Origin of the sequence: [Clostridium] symbiosum (assembly GCA_036419695.1) — a bacterium.
GTDB lineage: Bacteria > Bacillota > Clostridia > Lachnospirales > Lachnospiraceae > Otoolea > Otoolea symbiosa_A.
Map to the genome: position 1 here is coordinate 2,309,731 of CP143946.1, position 18,174 is coordinate 2,327,904.

Consider the following 18,174-nt stretch of genomic DNA (forward strand, 5'->3'; position numbering starts at 1 on the left):
GAAAGTATCTTAATATTTTCTATTGTAACATGTTTCAAAGTGTTTGTCAGCATGATTATATGGAAAAAATTTCAAAAAACGTTAAATTGGATTATACCACAATGCGATATAATGGTCTTAAAATAAAAAAATATGCATATTGGAACATAAAAATAGAGACCTTTTATTGACAACCAATTTCTACTGTGATACTATGAAAATAACCAGAAAACAATGAGACAAACATGAAGTTTTTAGAAAATTTGTCACCCCGGCCGGTAACAGACAGATGAAAAGCAGTACATGTAAGAAGAGAAGAATTAAACGAAGAAGGAACAGGAAATGGCGCATGATAAGGCGAAAACGTCGTTATATGCGCGGTATCGGTGAAAGGAAGGAATGAATATGAATTATTCCCATGATCTCATGCTTCGGATGGCACACAAATATCTTTCAAGAGCAGGGCTGAGGGCCGGAGAAAAGGTTCTAATTGTATGTGAACCTCCGTCGGACATGGCGCTTGCCAATGCTCTGTTTGAGGCGGCTCAGCAGAAGGGGGCGGTTCCGGTCCTGGCGGTTTTACCCTATCGGGGAGTCCAGAATATTGATGTGCCGGCCCACTTAGGGGAGGCGATGAAATCGGCTGATCTTGTGATACCTTTAATACCGTATGAGAGTGCCGATTTTTATACAAAGACCTGCCTCGATATGCTGAACGGCGGGACAAGGGTTCTTGGAACAATGAGCGCTACGAAAGAGATGGTGCATGACATGATATATGAGGCCGATTTCACATTGACCGATAATATCTGCATTGCACTCGAAGAAATTATCAGCAGTTCACAGGAGATACATATCACATCGGAAGGCGGCACCGACATCAGGGCGAAACTGGGCGGCAGACCGGTTCAGACAAACCCGGGCAAGGCGGAACATCCTCATGATGAGGCATATATACCGGCCGGAGTGGTAGGGCAGGCTCCGCTGGAAGAAACATGGAACGGCCGGGTGGTTTTTGACGCGTTTGCCTATCCAGTTGGAATCTTAAGGGAACCGATCACACTGGAAATAAGGGACGGAAGGATCGAAGGGTTTTCCGGCGGGGCACAGGCGAAAGAGTTTGAGTCATGGTTTGCCGGCCGTAACGATTCCAATATTTACCGTACCTGTCATTATGGCTTCGGTATCAATCCGGCCATCCGGCAGCTCAGTGACTTAAAGTTTTTAAATGAGAGAATGTATGGCGTATTTGACATTGGCTTCGGTACCAACGATCTCCCGTGTTTTGGAGGCGTAATACGTGCAAATGGGCATACGGACGGCCTGATGACGAAAGCCACCGTAAAATATGATGGGGTAGAGGTGATGAGAGACGGTGTTTTTGTCCATCCGGCGCTGGTGAAACTGTTTGAGAAAAAATAGCCAAAGGAGGATGGAGAATGGATGCCAATAAGGATGTGATGAAAAAAAGGGTAAAAAGTCTGATGATTACCGGAGCCACAGGGGAAGTGGGCTCTTATGCCGCTCTTTTTGCGGCCCGCCTGGGGATTGCGGATACTATCTATGTGGTTGCCAGAAATCAGGCAAATCTTGCTACAATCAGCTATAATGCACAAACGGGTTCATTGATGCGTGGATACCCTTCTATTGTAAAGCCGGTTGGAATGGATCTGTCAAATGTCGAGGAGACTGCTGAGACACTCAGACTCCTTTCTCCGGAATTACTCATTAACTGCGCAACAGGAATGTCTCTTTATCCTTATTTTCCGGCTATGAAAAAGAGGCAGAAAAGAATGGGGCTGATACCGGGATTTGCTCATACCCTGCCCAAGGATATGGTGGTTCTCTATCCTCTGATGCAGGCGGTACATCAGGCGGCACCCCGGTGCAGGGTAGTCAATCTTTCGGCACCGGATTTGGCCGGACCTGTTCTATACCCTGGTGGCCTTGCGCCGACTATTGGAGCGGGGACTCTTGACTCGACCAGCCAGGGAATTGCACTGAGGGTGGCTAAGGAACTGGGTGTGGCACCAAATAAAATTGTAATCCGTCTCATTGCCCACCACGCCCTCCGTCGTTTTCCGGCTCATGAAGTACCCTTTATCCTGAAGCTCTATTATGGAGAGCGTGATATTACGGAGGATTTTACAGAAGAGGAACGGTTTGGTTTCGTCAATTATGCGACGGATGTGACAGGCGTCGAGACAATGAATGCCCCGGTCAGCAACAACGCTTCCATCACGGCGGCCTCTGCGGTGGAAACGGCATATGCTCTTGTGTGCGATGAGGGAATCATACGACACGGTTCCGGAATTTTGGGAATACCGGGAGGTGCACCGGTCCGTCTTTTCTGGGACAGACAGGAATTGGCGCTGCCGGAAGGCGTAAGCACTGCCGAGGCATTTGAAGTGAATACTGCGGGCATGAAAAAGGACGGACTCGATTATGTAAAGGAAGACGGGACGGCCGTATTTACGGAGGCGGAGCAGTACTGGCTCAGGGAGAGCCTGGGACTGGGATGGAAAGAATGCGCTCCGGAAAACTGTGCGGAGATGACAAAAGAACTGAAGGCCGCCTATCAGAAGATGGCTCTTGAGGAGGGAGCAGCGGCAGACAATTAACACAAAACTGCACAAAATCAACGAAGGAGGAGAGGAGACTTATGGCGGTTATAAAAGGCGGCCGGGCAATATATGGGGCGGATATCGGAATTGTGATGCTGGATTGCCGGTTTCCCAGGCCGCCCGGTGATCCCGGCAACGCCCGTTCTTTTTCATATCCGGTTCAATACGAGATTGTGGAGTTGGCTGAAACCGAGGCTTTGACAAAACAGGGGACGGAGGAAGCTCTCCACAAGCTTTTTGAAGCAGCCGGAAGGTTGGAAAGACGGGGCTGCAAAAGTATTGCGACAAGCTGCGGCCTTCTGGTGCCCTATCAGGAGCAGCTTCGTGAAAAGCTTACGATTCCGGTCGTTTCATCCGCGATTTTGCTGCTGCCTCTTTTACTGAACATGACAGGGGACGGTAAAAAGACTGCCATAGTAGTCAGCAGCAGAACGGAGGCAATCGATGATTATCTGAACGGACTTCCTGAGAAGCAGCGTGGGCGCTGCGTTTTACTCAGCATGGAAAAATGTCCGGAGTTTATGCGTGGGATTATGTCGTTCTCACAGCCGTATGAGCTGGATACAGGGCTGGTAGAGCAGGAGTTAATCAATTTGTGCCTGGAGGCAAAGGCGAGGGAGCCGGAAATCAGTCTGTTTTTATTGGAATGCACGAACCTGGCGCCGTATTCCCGTCTACTCAGGGAACAGCTGGGAACGCCGGTCTTCGACATCCGGGGGTTAATTGATTTGCTGCATTCCTCGGTAGAATTGTAGAGGGATAGATAGGCAGATTGTAAGATACGGTGTTTTCAGTGAGTGACAGTATTTTGTGAGACTTTTTTGAGAGGAGGAGCTATATGAAAAAATTATTTCTGACCATATTGGTTGCATCGGTATGTCTGGGAAGTATGGCAGGATGCCAGAGCACGTCATCGGATAAACAGACGGCAGGCCAGTCTGCTGTTGAAGAATCCAAAGAGACAGCGGAAGAAAAAACAAATGAAACGGCTGCGGACAGGACGGATGAATCGGCTGCTGATTCCGGCAAAACAAGTTTTACGATCGGAGGCGGCCCCCAGGGCGGAGGCTGGTATGGCCTTGCGGGCCAGCTGGCTTCTGAATGTGAAAATGTGATGGACGGGATGAAATTTTCCGTTATGCCGGGGGGCGGAATCGGAAATATTGATTTAACCGAGAAAGGAGAGATGGACATTTCCACGACGGTTTCCCATTTATACCGCTCGGCCCTGGCCGGGACGGCGCCCTATGAGGGGAAAACTTATGAAAACCTGTCATGTCTGGCGGAGATAGGGACAAGCGATACCTGCCTTTTTATAGTGAAGTCATCCCTGCCTGTCAATTCCATAAAAGATATTGCGGACCAGAAGTATCCCATCCGTCTCGTGACAACCTCAAAGTCAAGCACGCCGTCGCTGGGGGCGGAACGCATTCTGGCGGAGTTCGGAATGACGGTGAAGGACATTGAATCCTGGGGCGGCAGTATGTCTTACCTAAGTTACACCGACGGCTGCCAGCTCATTTCAGACGGCCATGCGGACGGGATTATAGCGCCGATGGTCCCGGCGATTACGGAACTGGCGACAAGCGTGGATTTAAAGGTACTGCCGCTGGATGAAGCGATGGTGGACACACTGGTCGAAAAATACGGCTACTCCAAGAACCTCGTTAAAACCGGCACTTATTCGTTTGCTTCGGAAGAATTCTGGGCCATAGGGGAACCAAATATTCTGCTTTGCAGAAAAGATCTTCCGGAAGACGTCGCCTACCATGTTGTGAAGCTGATTTGTGAAAAACCGGATATCATCAGAGGCTGGGGAACCACACACGCCAACTTTAAACCGGAAGAGGCATGTAATAATGTCGGGGGACCGCTTCATCCGGGAGCGGAGAAATACTTTAAAGAGGCCGGATACCTAAAGTGATGAAGAAAGGAGACGGTAACAATGGGAGCAGATGATGAACCGAAATACAGGAATCATAAAGTCATTACATACATTGCTATATTGTTTGCAGCTCTCTTCTTATATACCGGTTATTTCGGTATTTTTGAAGCACCGGTACAGAGACCGCTGCATCTCTTATTTGCCCTGGTTCTCGGACTGCTCTATTACCGTCCGGCAGCGGGGTGCAAAGCAAAGATCTTCACGGTTGCGGATTGTGTCCTGGCGGTGGCGGCGCTTTCCGTCATGGGATATCTTTTGGTAAACCGTGAAATGATCAGCAACTGGATTTATCTTGTCTCGGATTTTGATAATACAAAGTATATTATTTCCATTGTTATTGTCATACTGACTCTGGAAGCGGGGCGGAGGGCGACGGGGATCGCCCTTCCGACGATTGCCGTCATTGCGCTTTTGTATGGGAGGTTTGGCCAGTTCATGCCGGGGCCGTTCAGACACAGGGGCTTTTCATTCAGGGCAATGGCGGAGTTTACCTGTTTTGGGTATGACGGCATTTTTGGGCTGCCGCTTTCCGTGTGCTCTACGCTGATTATCATTTTTATCATCTTCGGGAGCTTTTTTGAAATGGCCGGAGGCGGAGATTTTCTGATGGATCTGGGAAAGGCGGCGGCAGGGAAAACGCGGGGAGGCCCGGCGAAGATTGCGATTATCACCAGCAGTCTGTTTGGTTCCATTTCAGGAAGCGCGGTCGCCAATGTCTATGCCACCGGTTCTTTTTCAATCCCGATGATGAAAAAGATGGGATACCGTCCCGAGTTTGCAGGCGCGGTGGAGGCGGTGGCGAGTACGGGAGGGCAATTGGCCCCGCCGGTTATGGGCGCTGCTGCCTTTGTCATGGCAGAGTTTACAGGACTTCCCTACGCAACAATTATGCTGGCGGCCCTGATTCCAGCGGTGCTTTACTATCTGTCTCTGTTTCTGCAGGTGGATTTTGAATCGGCTCTCAGCGGGGTAAAAGGTCTGCCTCCGGAAGAAATTCCGAAGTGGAAAGACGTAAACCGAAGAATGTTTTTTCTGGTTCCGCTCATTGTCCTGGTTGTGCTGCTGATGATGGGAAAGAGTGCCGCTTTTGCCGGAGCCTATGCAATACTGGCAGTTGTTGCTGTCAGCTGGCTGGACAGAGAAACCAGGCTGACTCCGTCTAAGATACTGAAGGCGCTGGAACTGTCCGGAAAAAGAACGGTAATGATTGCCGTATCGTGCGCGATCTCAGGGATTGTGGTGGGCGTGGTTTCTTATTCCGGTCTGGGACTTAATTTTGTGGGTTTTGTGACAAAACTGGGAGGCCAGAGTCAGTGGATTGGGCCTGTTTTAGTGGGCATTGCTTCAATTATCCTCGGCATGAGTGTGCCTACAACCGTAGCCTATATCATCGTATCGGCTGTTTCCGTTCCGGCGCTTAAAGCGCTTGGTTTTGCCATGCTGCCTTCCCACATGTTTGCATTTTACTTTGCTCTGGTATCCATGATTACGCCTCCGGTGGCGCCGGCATCCCTTGCAGGGGCCGAGATATCGGGAGCATCATTCATTAAAACGGGACTTGCGGCATGCAAGCTGGGACTGATTACATTCATAATCCCCTTTATGTTCCTCTACGCGCCGGAACTTCTTATGATGGGAAGTCCACTCCTGATTCTGCAGGCATTCATTACCGCTCTGCTTGGAGTGACGGCTTTTGCCGCAGGGTTAAAGGGCTGGTTTCTGGTACCGCTCGAACCGTGGCTGCGCATTACCTGCCTGGTAGCCGGATTCTGCATGATTAAGCCGGGAATTGCGACAGATATAATTGGAATTATTCTTTTTGCCGTCTGTGCCATTCGCATAGCGCAAAAGAGGAAAAGAACTCCAAAAGACACATAGTTTTCACTTAAGACCAGGCGGCGCGTCAACGCGCTGGAGCACGTCATCATCCTGGAGACACGCACGGGTATTAAGTATGCACGAAAAAAAGCTGCCGCAGTCAGTGATGTCACTGGCCGGGGCAGCTTTTTTCGTGCATAAAAATGTCGCATTTACTGAAAAGACACCACACAATAAGCCATATAAATAAACAAAAGTGATGCTTCCTGCAGTCTGTATGTCTTCTTCCTAATGATAATCGGCAGGATCAGGATTGCCATGACCGCGATTGCCAGAGGAATATCGAATCCGGTAAGGGAAGGGGAGACCGGGAACGACGTTATCGGCACCCAGACAGATTAAGACAAGTCCTATGGTAAAAAGAACCGTTTTGTCATGTTTTCTGTGTCTTTGCTGCAGGTTAGCCGTTAATTTGAGCCGTAACGGAGCAGATTTGATCATAGATCTCTATTTTTTTGCCTGCCCCCATTTTCCTCGTATTCGTCTTATGATTTTCCAGGTATGCCTCAAAATCCGTGTCCATCAGCTCAAAAGTCTTCTCTTCTGAATGCTTCCTTGCGGCTGCTCTCTTCGCAAGTTCCTCTGCGTCGTGGGGACGGATTACGACAATCCCGTCGGCATCTCCTACGAGAATGTCTCCCGGGAACACCACCTGGCCTCCACAGGCGACGGGGACGTTAATCTCTCCAGGACCATTTTTATACGGTCCCTGGGGGGTGATCCCTTTGGCGTACACGGCCATGGGAAGATTTCGGATTCCGTCCAGATCCCGCAGACAGCCGTCTACGATCACACCGGCCAATCCCTTCCTATACGCCATTTTCAGCATGATCTCACCGGCAAGGGAGCGGTTTCGCCCGCCGCCTCCGTCAATGACGAGAACATCCCCCGGCTCAGCGCGATCCAGCGCCTCATGGATATAAAGGTTATCACCGATGGCGGTTTTCACGGTGAAGGCGGTTCCCAAAAGAGGAACGTCGTTAAGCGGATGGATGTAATCATGCATACAATAGAGCCGCTCCATCTCATCGTTAATATTGCTTGAAGGAATATCCTTAAACAGTTCTACCAGCCTTTTGTCCGGCCTGTTTATTTGTGTAAATATTCTGTTTCCTGCCAGATTCATTTCCAGTCTCCTCTCATTTTTAAAAGATTTTTGGCGATTGCGAAACTCTGAAAGCCGCATAAATTCCGGTCAATGAATTTTGCAATCACCTATCAAAAGATTTTGTTCTATCGCCTTACTAAGCAGCCTTTCATCCTTCCCGATGAGAAAACACCGCACGCCCATCTCGTAAAGCTGTTGTACCCGCTCCGGGGAATCTGCTGCGATGGCCGGGATTTTACCGTATTGGACCGCCTTCTTTATGATGTCATTTTCCGCCCGTATCACATCCGGGTGATCTTTTTGACCGGGAACGCCAAGTTCCTGTGAAAGATCTGCGCGGCCTGTGGCGACCATATTGATTCCCTCCAGTGACAGGATCTCATCGATATGCTCGATGGCGGGGCGGCTCTCGATCTGTACGATCAGATCCAGACTTTTTTCAGAATAATCCATATACTCCCTGCGTGACATTCCGCCGCAGCGCATCCGCCGGGTATTGGCGTCCATCCCGCGGCGGCCGATCGGCGCGAATCTGCAGGCATCGATGGCTTCTCTGGCAGCGGCAGCGCTCTCCATATGCGGAATCATGATTCCGGCCGGCTCCTGCCCGAGAAGGGAGGTGACTGCCGTCAGATCCGGCACCCGGACCTGACAGGGTATATCCAGCAGTCTTGCGGTTGTCAGAAGCGTTCGCAGCTCTTCTGCGCCAAACATCGCATGCTCCCAGTCGATGCGGACAAAATCATAGCCGGAAAGCTTTGCCAGCTCGATCACGGAAGGGCAGGGGAGTACGATGGACAGGCCAAAACAGCATTCTCCCCTTCCGGTGCGGGCGCGGATCGAGCGTTCCGCCGTCATAGGATATCCTCGATTCTGGAAGGAATGTAGAGAAAGGGCTTTTCGAGGGCTCCTTTTATCGTAACCTGCGGCGCCAGTGTCTCCATGTGCCGGCGGAATTCTTCCGGCGCTGTGCTTCCCTCCGGATAATGGGCGGGTATGACAACCTCCGGTCCTATGTAAGAGACTGCATAGGCCGCCTCTCTCGGAGGCATCTCGCAGGGCGGATAGGGGGCCTTGAAGCTGGAAATGCCGATGGTCATGACTGTCGGATGGTACAGCTCCCGGTACATTTTCATATCACTGAACAGACAGGTATCCCCCACGTGGTAATACACCACGCCAGGTTCTACCTCCACGATAAAACCGAATGCGGGATGAGACGCCTCCACTCCATCGGTAGTTTCCTTCGACCGGTGAATTGCATTTACCGTATGGACAACCGTAGTATCATCCAGCGGCCGCCGATCCCCATAGATGGTTCCGAAGTACCGCTCTCTGGGGAGCTTTACCAGCTTTTGTACGCGGCGGTTCACGTCCTTTCCGCTGAACAGTACAGCATCCGGCGCATTCTGCATAATCACGTCGGCGTCGCCGAAATGATCTCCTGCGTTATGTGTTACAAAAAGATAGTCGATATCATAGAACGATTCCAGCAGAGCGTGTGTCTGCGGATTTTCCGATATGTACGGATCAAACAGCAGCTTCTTCCCATCGCTCCGCTCCACAAGCACGCACATTGCGCCAAAAAATGTAAATTTTACACCCATAGTACTCACCTCTTTTTCATTATGTTCTCCGCGCAGCAATCTGGAATCTTTTATAATCCCGCTGCCTACTTTCTGACCAGACGGAGAATATTAGTCGCATTTTTCTTGTTTGTCATGATATATAAGTTTCCGTCCGCATCAGCCGTCAGACCGTGGGCGTGGATCGCTGACCCGGCAGAACCGAGCTGCGCCTTCACATTGAGTTCCATGTCTAAAATGGTGATTCCGCCGTCCAGCTCTCCGATATAGGCATAGTCTCCCTTTATCCATACGGCTCCTATACGCATTAAGCCTTTGGAGATCACTGCCAGCAGCTCCCCGTCCTGAGTAAAAATTTGGACCCGTTTATTCTCGCGGTCCGATACCCAGACACGTCCCAGGGGATCGATTTTAATATCATGGACCAGCCGGAACTGTCCCGGCTCTTTTCCTGGTCCTCCCCAGGAGAGCTCATAGCTTCCGTCCTTCCCAAACCGGTGGACCGCATCATTGCCATAGCCGTCGGCGGCAAAATATTCCCCTTTGTCATTCATCACCATGGCGCAGGGGCGGCAGAAGGGAGTTCCCAGCTTTTTAACGCTGTCCAGCCTTGCATTGGCCTCGGCGCGCCGGTTCCACTCCGGGTCTTCCGGAACCTGCCCCGTCCGTTTCAACGTTTCCAGGTAGTTAAAATCATAGCCGGAGTCCCCGGGCTGCCCCAGAGTCCCGAAATCCCGGATCCATTCACCGTCGAGAGTCATTTCCCGTATTACATGATAATTTTTGCTGGTGTCTGCCGTCAGAACCGTATGCTGGGGAGTTAAAAATACACTGTGGGCTTTTTCGAACAGTCCTTTTCCGATGCTTCTTATGTAATTTCCATTCCTGGAAAATATCATCACCGGATGCTCCTTGTTCTCGGTTGCAACATACAGTCTTCCCTCACGGTCAAAGCATCCGTTTAGCGTGTGAGTGCCTTCTAGTCCGGCGGGCCATTTTGCCCAGGAAAAATCCAGCTCGTACTTAAAGTCCAGTTCTCCAATCTCATTCCCTTTTATAGGAGAGCGCGTCCCGCTGCACAGGATTGTCTTCATTTTGTCATCCTCCTTATCTTGCCGTGCCGAATTTTTCCACCGTGGGAACACAGTCTGTGAACAGAATCCACACCGGCGTTGGAGTATTCAGAACCCGTCCGGTATCCCGGAGCGCTCCCGTATCCGGATCGATGGCAAACAGTGTGATCGTATCGCTGGACTGATTTCCGTTAAACAGATAGTTTCCGCCTGGCTCGATTGCAAAAAAACGCGGTTTATTTCCCCCGCAGGGGACCCAGCCAACCGGCGTCAACCGTCCGCTTTCCTGGTCGATGGAGAAAGCCCCGAGGGTGTTGACCCGGCGGTTGGAGATATAGAGAAACTTTCCGTTTGGATGGACCACCAGCTCGGATGTCATGGTATTTACATCAAAGTAGTCGTCGGGAAGAGCGGAGACAACCTGAAAAGGCTCCAGGGTTCCATTCTCCTCGTCATAGCGGCAGGCGATGATGGTGGACGAGTATTCGGTATTGACATAGGCCCATCTATGGTTCGGGTGGAACCAGAGGTGGCGCGGGCAGGAGGCTCCGTGGCATTTAAGCTGCTGGACCGGCGACAGCTTTCCTGAAGTTCTGTCTATCCGATAGCTGTGGACGATGTCCAGTCCCTTATCTGCGATCAGCACAAATCTGCCGTCCGGTGAGAATGGAACATGATGGGGCCGGGACCATGGCTGGATTTTGTCATTGAGAGGTCCTTTTTCCCCGGGAAGAACAAAGCTGTCTGTCTTCTCGCCGATGGAGCCGTCCGCCTGTAAGCGGAATACATTGACGATGCCCTTGTGATCGCCGGTTACCATAAACTCCCCGTCTCCGTCCACGGACATAATCATAATATTATTGCCGTCTGTCATGGCAGTATTCAGCTCCCTGAGTTCACCGGTTTCTTCATTTCTCAGGTAAGAGGTTACGCCGCCGCTGTTACTGTTGACGCAGTAGACATAGTTCTGATTTCTGCCGAACTGAAGAACTGCCGGATTCAGCGCAGGCATTTCCTGTACAAGCTCCCAGCGCCCGTCTTCACGGCTGATTTTGTATACATAGATACCCACCCCGTGGGCATTCCGGTTCCCCTTTGAATTTTCTGTCGTATAAGTGCCGATATAGGCGTATAACGGTTTTTGATTCATAATGTACCTCCTTAATTCTTGCGTTTACAGGCGAATCTTTAACGACGCCTTCTGCACGGGTGCAGTCTCTTTGTCCGCCAGCTTAGACATATGTACCTCCCCGGGGAACAGGATGATGAAATACCCCTCCGGCACCCGGATGCGGTCTCCGTCTCCGTCATAAAGGATCTGATCCTTCCCCTCCTGCTTGGAGGGATTTACCATACACTGGGCCTGATTGAATCCAATCCGCTCGGCTCCCCGGATCATATACTGTAAATCCGTAAACTCCAGGTGAGATTCCCATTTTCTGGAACCTTCTACCGTATTGTAAGACAGATATTTGATCTGGAGCCGGTCGGTCAGCTTCGAGACACCGAGCGGCTGCTGCGCCAGTTCTTCTCTGTGTTCCTCGAGATACCGCAGGGCATATTCGAGGTCCGGACTGATAGAATAGTATCTGGATGCATGTTCTAATTTATCGATAATCATAGTTATCTCTCCTCATAAATTTATATTTTTCCTCTTTTGCAGCCTGATGCAAGGCAGACGATACAGTCAGGCTGAAAGAGCGGGTGTAACTGTGTGACTGCGGATTACAGAATCGGAACGATTCCGAATATAATTCCTGTTATGATCTCTACTGCAAACAGGCCGAGAATAATCGGGAATGCTTTGATTACGCCGTCCTTGAATTCAATTCCGCACATGCCTGCGGTCATCCAGGAGGTAGCCTGCACCGGCCGAAGCTGTGAGACCACATCGGCGCCCATACACATGACGTAGACTAAGCCAGTCTGTGCAAATCCGAAGGCTTCTCCGGCTTTGATGAGCAGCGGCATCATTCCATAGTGGAAACCGTCCGCGCCCAGCAGAATGGAGAAAATAAATGCGATCACACCGCAGATAATGGCAAATAAAGGAGCCATGGAGGATGGAATCAGGCTGGTGACTATGGTGGCCATCTCTGTGAGCATTTCGCTGTTGTTCAGGATTCCGGAGAAAATACCCGCTGAAAACATAACCAGCGTAATCCGAAGGGCATTTTTGGCATATTTATCGATGACCCCATCCCACTCCTTCACGGTCCGGTAATTGATCAGCAGAGCGCCTGCAATCGCAAACATGAATGTAATATAGCCTGCGAAGGTACCCTTGAACAGAAGGAAAATGATCCCCAGCGTCCATGCCAGGTTGAGCCAGTATTTCAGGTTCAGTCTGGTTTCCCGGTTCTCTTCGACGGTCAGGCCTACATCCTTTCCGGAACTGCCTTCTCCCTTATCCAGAATGCCGGCTTTGATTTTGGCCTGCGCCCTTTTTCCATAGAAGAATGCGGTGATCATGTTATAGGCAAAGCCTGCGATTATGCATGGAATTAACGCTCTAGTGATTATGGCGGGATCCAGACCTGTCACGGCGCTGGAACGGGTGATGGCGCCGCCCCAGGGAAGAAGGTTCATGATGCCGATGGCCTGTACCACCACCAGATACAGATACCGCCTGTCAATACCGATGCGTTTGTAGATCGGAAGCATGGCGGGAATGGTCACAAGGAGCGTGCTGGTGGTGCCGGTGTCCAGATGGGAAAAATGGGCAATCAGCGCGGAAATCACAGTGATAACCGCAATTTTATCTCCGGCCTTTGACACCAGGAAATTGACAATCGGATCGAACAGACCCTGCTCCGTCATGATACTGAAGAAAATAATGGAGAGCATTGCCAAAAGAGCGGTTCCCATAGAACCGGATACGCCGGCCTTGATAAAATCATTGATATCCTTGATGGAATATCCGGCAATCAGAGCGATAATCGGCGGAATTAAGATAAACGCCATAATTGGATTCGCCTTGTTAGTGAGCAGCAAAATTACGATGAGTGCGATCATTGCATAGCCCAGAACTGCATATGTCATAAAATAAACCCCCTATGTGTTTTGTCACTTCCGGCCGTCTGCCTGATGATAACGCCGGAAATGCATGTTTGTATGTATGCCTATATAAATAGCAAATAATATGCCAACTTTTCTATAAGCATTTCGATTAGCTTGATTTTTGTGACTTATTGACATATATTTTACACTATTTTGTGCAATGTTTACAGAGAACGGCTGGACATTTTGGCTTTAAATTCAACTTTGGCATTGAAAAACAGACGGATTTCATTTAAACTAATTTCAGGGTATCTCATTTCTGACATTACGTGAACGAATAGACATCATTTTTGAATCGAACAGGAGGAGAAATGCAGAATAAAATCATTATCGCATTGAGAAGACGCTACCACTGCGAGCACGCGCGTACAGTGATGCAACAAAACGCCCTTTCTTATCCGGTCTATGAGCTGGATGAGAATGATACGTCATTAAAACTGCTGCGCCGGGTCATGGAGCAGGGAGCCGAGATTCTTATTACGGGAGACGTATATGCGGAATCCATCATGAATCAGCTGGATATCTCGGTGGTCACCATACGCCGGAGTAAGATCCCATTTTCCGATTCGATCAGGGAGGCACTTAAGATCGCCGACCGCGCTGCCATCGTGTGGCGCGACAGCGACAGTACTGCGGCCAAGAAGGCCTGCAGACATTATCCCGATTCCGTTCCATTCTTTCCCTACCAAACGGGCAGTGACTTGGAAGGGATTTTTAAAGAACTTAGGGACGCCGGGTTTCGTGTGGTGATCGGCGCCGGGACGCTCAACCCTTATGCCGAGCAATATAACATGGCGGTCATCAATGTTCCCTATGACGAGGGAGATATTCTGTCTGCCGTGCGTCTTGCAGAGCATAACCTGCATACCTTAGAGGAGCGTCAGGAGCACGCCGAGATCCTTAATACCATTCAGGACAACATCGCCGAGGGAATTCTATTGCTTGATAAAGAAGGGCAGGTTCAGATCCTCAACCGCTCCGCCTCCCATTTTCTCAGCACAGATCCCCGCACGGCCGGCGGACTGTCTATAGAGAAGACGCCTCTGGCCTGCGGCGAGATCCGCCGTCTGCTCACAGATTTTGAGGATTTTTCGGGGAAAATGCTCACGATCCAGGGCAGTCATTTCGTACTGGAAGGTCGGCCCGTCTTTGTGCATAACATGTTTAAATCCGCCATCTTAACGATGACGCCTGTCGAAAAGCTGCAGAATATCGAGCAGCAGGTGCGCCGTCAGCTTCTCACCCATACCGGAGCTGCCGCCATTACCTTTAACGACATCGTAGGCAGCAGTCCGGCCCTCACTGACTGTATTCACACCGCCCAGCAGTACGCCAGAGTCGACAGCCCTGTGTTAATTTACGGCCAGTCGGGAACCGGTAAGGAAATGTTCGTGCAGAGCATTCACAACGCCAGCAGCCGGAGAAACGGTCCCTTTGTCGTAATCAACTGCGCCGCCCTTCCAGAGAGCCTCATCGAAAGTGAGTTGTTTGGCTATGAAAAGGGCGCGTTCACAGGGGCATTAAGCGGCGGAAAACAGGGACTTTTTGTGCAGGCCCATCAGGGAACTGTGTTCCTCGACGAAGTCAGCGAGATGCCGCTGCATGTCCAGGCCAGGTTTCTGCGGGTGCTGCAGGAACATGAGGTGACACCCATCGGAAGTCTCCGGGTCATTCCGGTTGATATCCGCGTGATTGCCGCCACCAACAAAGATTTAAAAGAAATGGTCAAGAAAAAGATGTTCCGGGAAGACTTGTATTACCGCATCAGCGTATTGGCGATGAAGCTCCCGCCACTGAATGAACGCGGCGATGATATAGAGCTTCTTATCAATCATTTTATTAAACAGAAGCGGAAAGAATTAAAATTAAATATAAGAGGAGCGGAACCGGCCGCAATCCAATATCTGCGCTCCCTGCCTTACCCCGGAAATATCCGTCAGCTTTCTAATATTGTGGAGCGGGCTATGGTTTTAAGCAGTGAAACCGTGTTGGATCTGGACTCTGCCGTCAAGGCGATCGCCATGTCGGAGAGCGTCTCGTCCCCGTCTTCTTACGGCAGCGCGGAAACAGAAAGTCTCCGCTCGCTCCGCAGTGTCGACAGCCTGCATGAGGAGATTATACGGAGCGCATTGGAGAGGAATGGAAATAACCGTAAAAAGACGGCGGAGGAATTAGGGATCAGTACGAGTACGCTGTATCGGAAGATGAAAGGGTTGGGGATTGAATTTTGAGGGGATGGTTTTGGGTAAACGTGCCGGGGCGGGAACCTTTGAGAAATACTGTCATCGTCAAAAAAATACAATCGGTTTTATAACAAACCAACAGTTCAGGAAAGGTGACTTTGTTTCCGACACGCTGGAAGAACTTCACAAAGCCGGTTTCAGGCTGGCCATGGATGATTTCGTGCAGGGAATTACGGAGGAGCGGTTTAATGTAATATTCAATATTGCGGCCACAGCATCGGCAGTCTCAGGATATGGAAGACCATATCCCGGGGCGCCGGTGTTTTTTTATTGCAGATAATGGCAATACTAAAAACGATAACGATTCAGACGAAAGGAAAAAGACGAATGAAAGACAAAATTTTCGGTGTGCTTCAGCGTATCGGGCGCAGCTTCATGCTGCCGATTGCGGTTCTGCCTGTGGCGGGGCTGCTGCTAGGAATCGGCAGTTCTTTTACAAATGAGACGACGATAGCCACCTACCGGCTGGGGGCGTTCCTGGGGAACGGTACAATTCTCCACGGGCTTCTTGTAATTATGAGTAAGGCCGGAAGCGCTATTTTCGACAATCTTCCTATTATATTTGCCATCGGCGTCGCCATTGGAATGGCGCGGGCGGAGAAGGAGGTGGCGGCCCTTTCGGCGGCTATTGCATTTTTTGTTATGAATGTATCGATCAGCGCCGTGCTGGAGGTTGCAGGGAAGATTCTCCCCGACGGCAGTATTTCACCGGATGTGCTGGAAGGGACGATTGCAAGCGTGTGCGGCATTCAGACACTGCAGATGGGAGTGTTCGGAGGAATTATTGTGGGGCTTGGAGTGGCGGCTCTTCATAACCGGTTCCACAAAATCCAGTTGCCGAATGCCCTCTCTTTCTTCGGCGGTTCGCGTTTTGTTCCAATTATATCAACACTTGTTTACGTATTTGTCGGAATTGCACTCTATTTTCTCTGGCCTCCGGTTCAGAATGCGATTTTTGCGCTGGGCGGACTGGTGACAGGGACGGGGTATCTGGGGACGCTGGTGTTCGGTATTGTAAAGAGGGCGCTGATTCCATTTGGTCTCCACCACGTATTCTACCTTCCTTTCTGGCAGACCGCGGTCGGTGGGACGATGATGGTGGACGGCAGCCTGATCCAGGGCGGCCAGAATATCTTTTTTGCCCAGCTTGCCTCACCCGATGTGGTGCATTTCAGCGCGGATGCAACGAGATACTTTTCCGGAGAATTCATCTTTATGATTTTCGGGCTTCCCGGAGCGGCCCTGGCGATGTACAGACAGGCAAAGCCGGAGCATAAAAAAGCGGCGGGCGGCCTTCTTCTGTCGGCGGCGCTGACCTGTATGCTGACCGGTATCACGGAACCCATCGAATTCTCTTTCCTCTTTGTGGCGCCGATGCTGTTCGCGGTTCAGGTGATCCTTGCGGGTTCGGCCTATATGATTGCCCACATCCTGAATATCGCGGTGGGCCTTACATTTTCCGGCGGTTTTCTGGATCTGCTTCTGTTCGGAATTCTGCAGGGCAATGCAAAAACGAGCTGGCTGTGGATTATACCGGCGGGAGTGGTTTATTTCTTCCTGTATTATCTTATCTTCAGTTTCCTTATTAAAAAGTTCAATCTGAAGACACCGGGACGGGAGGATACGGGCGAAGAAACCAGGCTGTATACCAAGGCGGACGTCAAAGCCGGTAAGAACGGACGGGGAGAAAACGCCGGCAATAAGAGAGAACAAAAAGACCGCGCCGTTTCCGACCGCAACCGGGTGATTGCGAAGGGCCTGGGCGGAAAAGATAACATTTCCGATGTGGACTGCTGCGCCACCAGACTGCGCTGCACGGTTTTAGATTCCGCCAGGGTGCGGGAGGACGTTTTGAAGGCAACCGGCTCCTCCGGAGTCATTAAACGAGGTAACGCGGTCCAGATTATTTACGGACCTAATGTTACGGTGATAAAAGCAGAGTTTGAGGAATACCTGAGGGATTTAGAGGAAACCGGCGCGGATAAAATCAGTGGGGATGAAATCAGCGGGGATGAAACCGGCGGAAATCAAACTAACGGAAATCCGGTGCGTGAGAATCAAAAACAGGAGCATGGAACGCAGAAAATCCGACGCTTATATTCCCCGTTTAACGGACGTGCACTCCCGATCACGGAGGCTCCGGATCCCGCGTTTGCAGATAAAATGATGGGAGACGGATATCTGGTGGTTCCGGAGAACGGCGAAGTCATTGCACCGGAGGACGGGCAGGTGGCGTTTGTATTCCCGACCAGTCATGCGATTGGGATGAAGACGGAGGACGGCATCGAATATCTGATCCATGTCGGTATAGATACCGTAAAACTTCAGGGCAGGGGATTCGAAGTTTTCGTAAAGGACGGAGATTTTGTGAAAAAGGGTGACAAACTGATGCAGTTTGATTTACAATACATCAGGGAACGTGCGTCATCTGAATACTGTATTGTTGTGTTCACCGGACTCACGGACGGCCAGGAAATTGTGAATGTAAAAGAGGGGCAGGTTAAGGCCGCACAGGCGGTGGCCGGACTGAAGCTCTGATATTCTGATAACGGCGGTGCAGGGAAAGAAAACCCTGCGCCCCCATTCACGAAAGAAAAAGATTTCTGCCGTATTCCCATTTTTTTATATAGGTGCTATAATGTCTGAAAGGTGTCTGCGATTGATATTTGCATGTGACG

15 protein-coding genes are annotated in these 18,174 nt (G+C 50.4%); 8 read left to right on the forward strand and 7 right to left on the reverse strand.

Annotated elements, in window-relative coordinates; all coding sequences use genetic code 11:
• Positions 1-384 precede the first annotated feature (384 nt).
• The 5 genes from V3C10_10610 (at position 385) to V3C10_10630 (ending at position 6,426) form a co-directional block, all read left to right on the forward strand.
• Positions 385-1,401 (forward strand): hypothetical protein, encoded by a 1,017-nt coding sequence (locus V3C10_10610; protein ID WVP64226.1) that lies wholly within the window; start codon positions 385-387, stop codon positions 1,399-1,401.
• Positions 1,402-1,418: 17 nt separating this feature from the next.
• Positions 1,419-2,600 carry a hypothetical protein gene (locus tag V3C10_10615; protein ID WVP64227.1) on the forward strand — a complete coding sequence of 394 codons (1,182 nt, stop codon included), beginning with the start codon at positions 1,419-1,421 and terminating at the stop codon, positions 2,598-2,600.
• 41 nt (positions 2,601-2,641) lie between these two features.
• Positions 2,642-3,358, forward strand: a complete 717-nt coding sequence (locus V3C10_10620) for an aspartate/glutamate racemase family protein (protein WVP64228.1) — start codon at positions 2,642-2,644, stop codon at positions 3,356-3,358.
• A gap of 83 nt (positions 3,359-3,441) precedes the next feature.
• Positions 3,442-4,527, forward strand: a complete 1,086-nt coding sequence (locus V3C10_10625) for a TAXI family TRAP transporter solute-binding subunit (GenBank protein ID WVP64229.1) — start codon at positions 3,442-3,444, stop codon at positions 4,525-4,527.
• Between the two features lie 21 nt (positions 4,528-4,548).
• Positions 4,549-6,426, forward strand: a complete 1,878-nt coding sequence (locus tag V3C10_10630; protein ID WVP64230.1) for a TRAP transporter fused permease subunit — start codon at positions 4,549-4,551, stop codon at positions 6,424-6,426.
• A 400-nt stretch (positions 6,427-6,826) separates the two neighbouring features.
• On the opposite strand, the gene V3C10_10635 is transcribed toward V3C10_10630, so the two are convergent.
• From V3C10_10635 to V3C10_10665, 7 genes are all read right to left on the reverse strand, one after another.
• Entirely contained in the window at positions 6,827-7,552 is a 726-nt protein-coding gene (locus tag V3C10_10635; GenBank protein ID WVP64231.1) for an RraA family protein, read from the reverse strand.
• Positions 7,553-7,621: 69 nt separating this feature from the next.
• The gene (locus tag V3C10_10640) at positions 7,622-8,392 is read right to left on the reverse strand and encodes an aldolase/citrate lyase family protein (protein ID WVP64232.1); all 771 of its coding nucleotides are present in this window, start codon (positions 8,390-8,392) and stop codon (positions 7,622-7,624) included.
• Positions 8,389-9,141 (reverse strand): MBL fold metallo-hydrolase, encoded by a 753-nt coding sequence (locus tag V3C10_10645; GenBank protein WVP64233.1) that lies wholly within the window; start codon positions 9,139-9,141, stop codon positions 8,389-8,391. The genes V3C10_10640 and V3C10_10645 overlap by 4 nt, the downstream gene beginning before the upstream one ends.
• A 65-nt stretch (positions 9,142-9,206) precedes the next feature.
• Positions 9,207-10,214 carry a hypothetical protein gene (locus V3C10_10650; GenBank protein ID WVP64234.1) on the reverse strand — a complete coding sequence of 336 codons (1,008 nt, stop codon included), beginning with the start codon at positions 10,212-10,214 and terminating at the stop codon, positions 9,207-9,209.
• A 13-nt stretch (positions 10,215-10,227) separates the two neighbouring features.
• Positions 10,228-11,343, reverse strand: coding sequence for a lactonase family protein (locus V3C10_10655; GenBank protein ID WVP64235.1), 1,116 nt, complete (start codon positions 11,341-11,343; stop codon positions 10,228-10,230).
• 24 nt (positions 11,344-11,367) lie between these two features.
• A complete protein-coding gene (locus V3C10_10660; GenBank protein WVP64236.1) occupies positions 11,368-11,814 on the reverse strand; it encodes a YhcH/YjgK/YiaL family protein in 447 nt (148 codons plus the stop codon).
• A gap of 104 nt (positions 11,815-11,918) precedes the next feature.
• Positions 11,919-13,235, reverse strand: coding sequence for a citrate:proton symporter (locus tag V3C10_10665; GenBank protein WVP64237.1), 1,317 nt, complete (start codon positions 13,233-13,235; stop codon positions 11,919-11,921).
• 329 nt (positions 13,236-13,564) lie between these two features.
• On the opposite strand from V3C10_10665, the gene V3C10_10670 reads away from it, so the two are divergent.
• The 3 genes from V3C10_10670 to V3C10_10680 are packed head-to-tail and all read left to right on the forward strand — an operon-like array spanning position 13,565 to position 18,034.
• Complete coding sequence (locus tag V3C10_10670; protein WVP64238.1) at positions 13,565-15,484, forward strand: sigma 54-interacting transcriptional regulator; 1,920 nt, start codon at positions 13,565-13,567, stop codon at positions 15,482-15,484.
• 10 nt (positions 15,485-15,494) lie between these two features.
• On the forward strand, positions 15,495-15,776 hold the full coding sequence (locus V3C10_10675; protein WVP64239.1) for a hypothetical protein: 282 nt from the start codon (positions 15,495-15,497) through the stop codon (positions 15,774-15,776).
• Positions 15,777-15,823: 47 nt separating this feature from the next.
• Entirely contained in the window at positions 15,824-18,034 is a 2,211-nt protein-coding gene (locus V3C10_10680; GenBank protein WVP64240.1) for a glucose PTS transporter subunit IIA, read from the forward strand.
• Positions 18,035-18,174 lie beyond the last annotated feature (140 nt).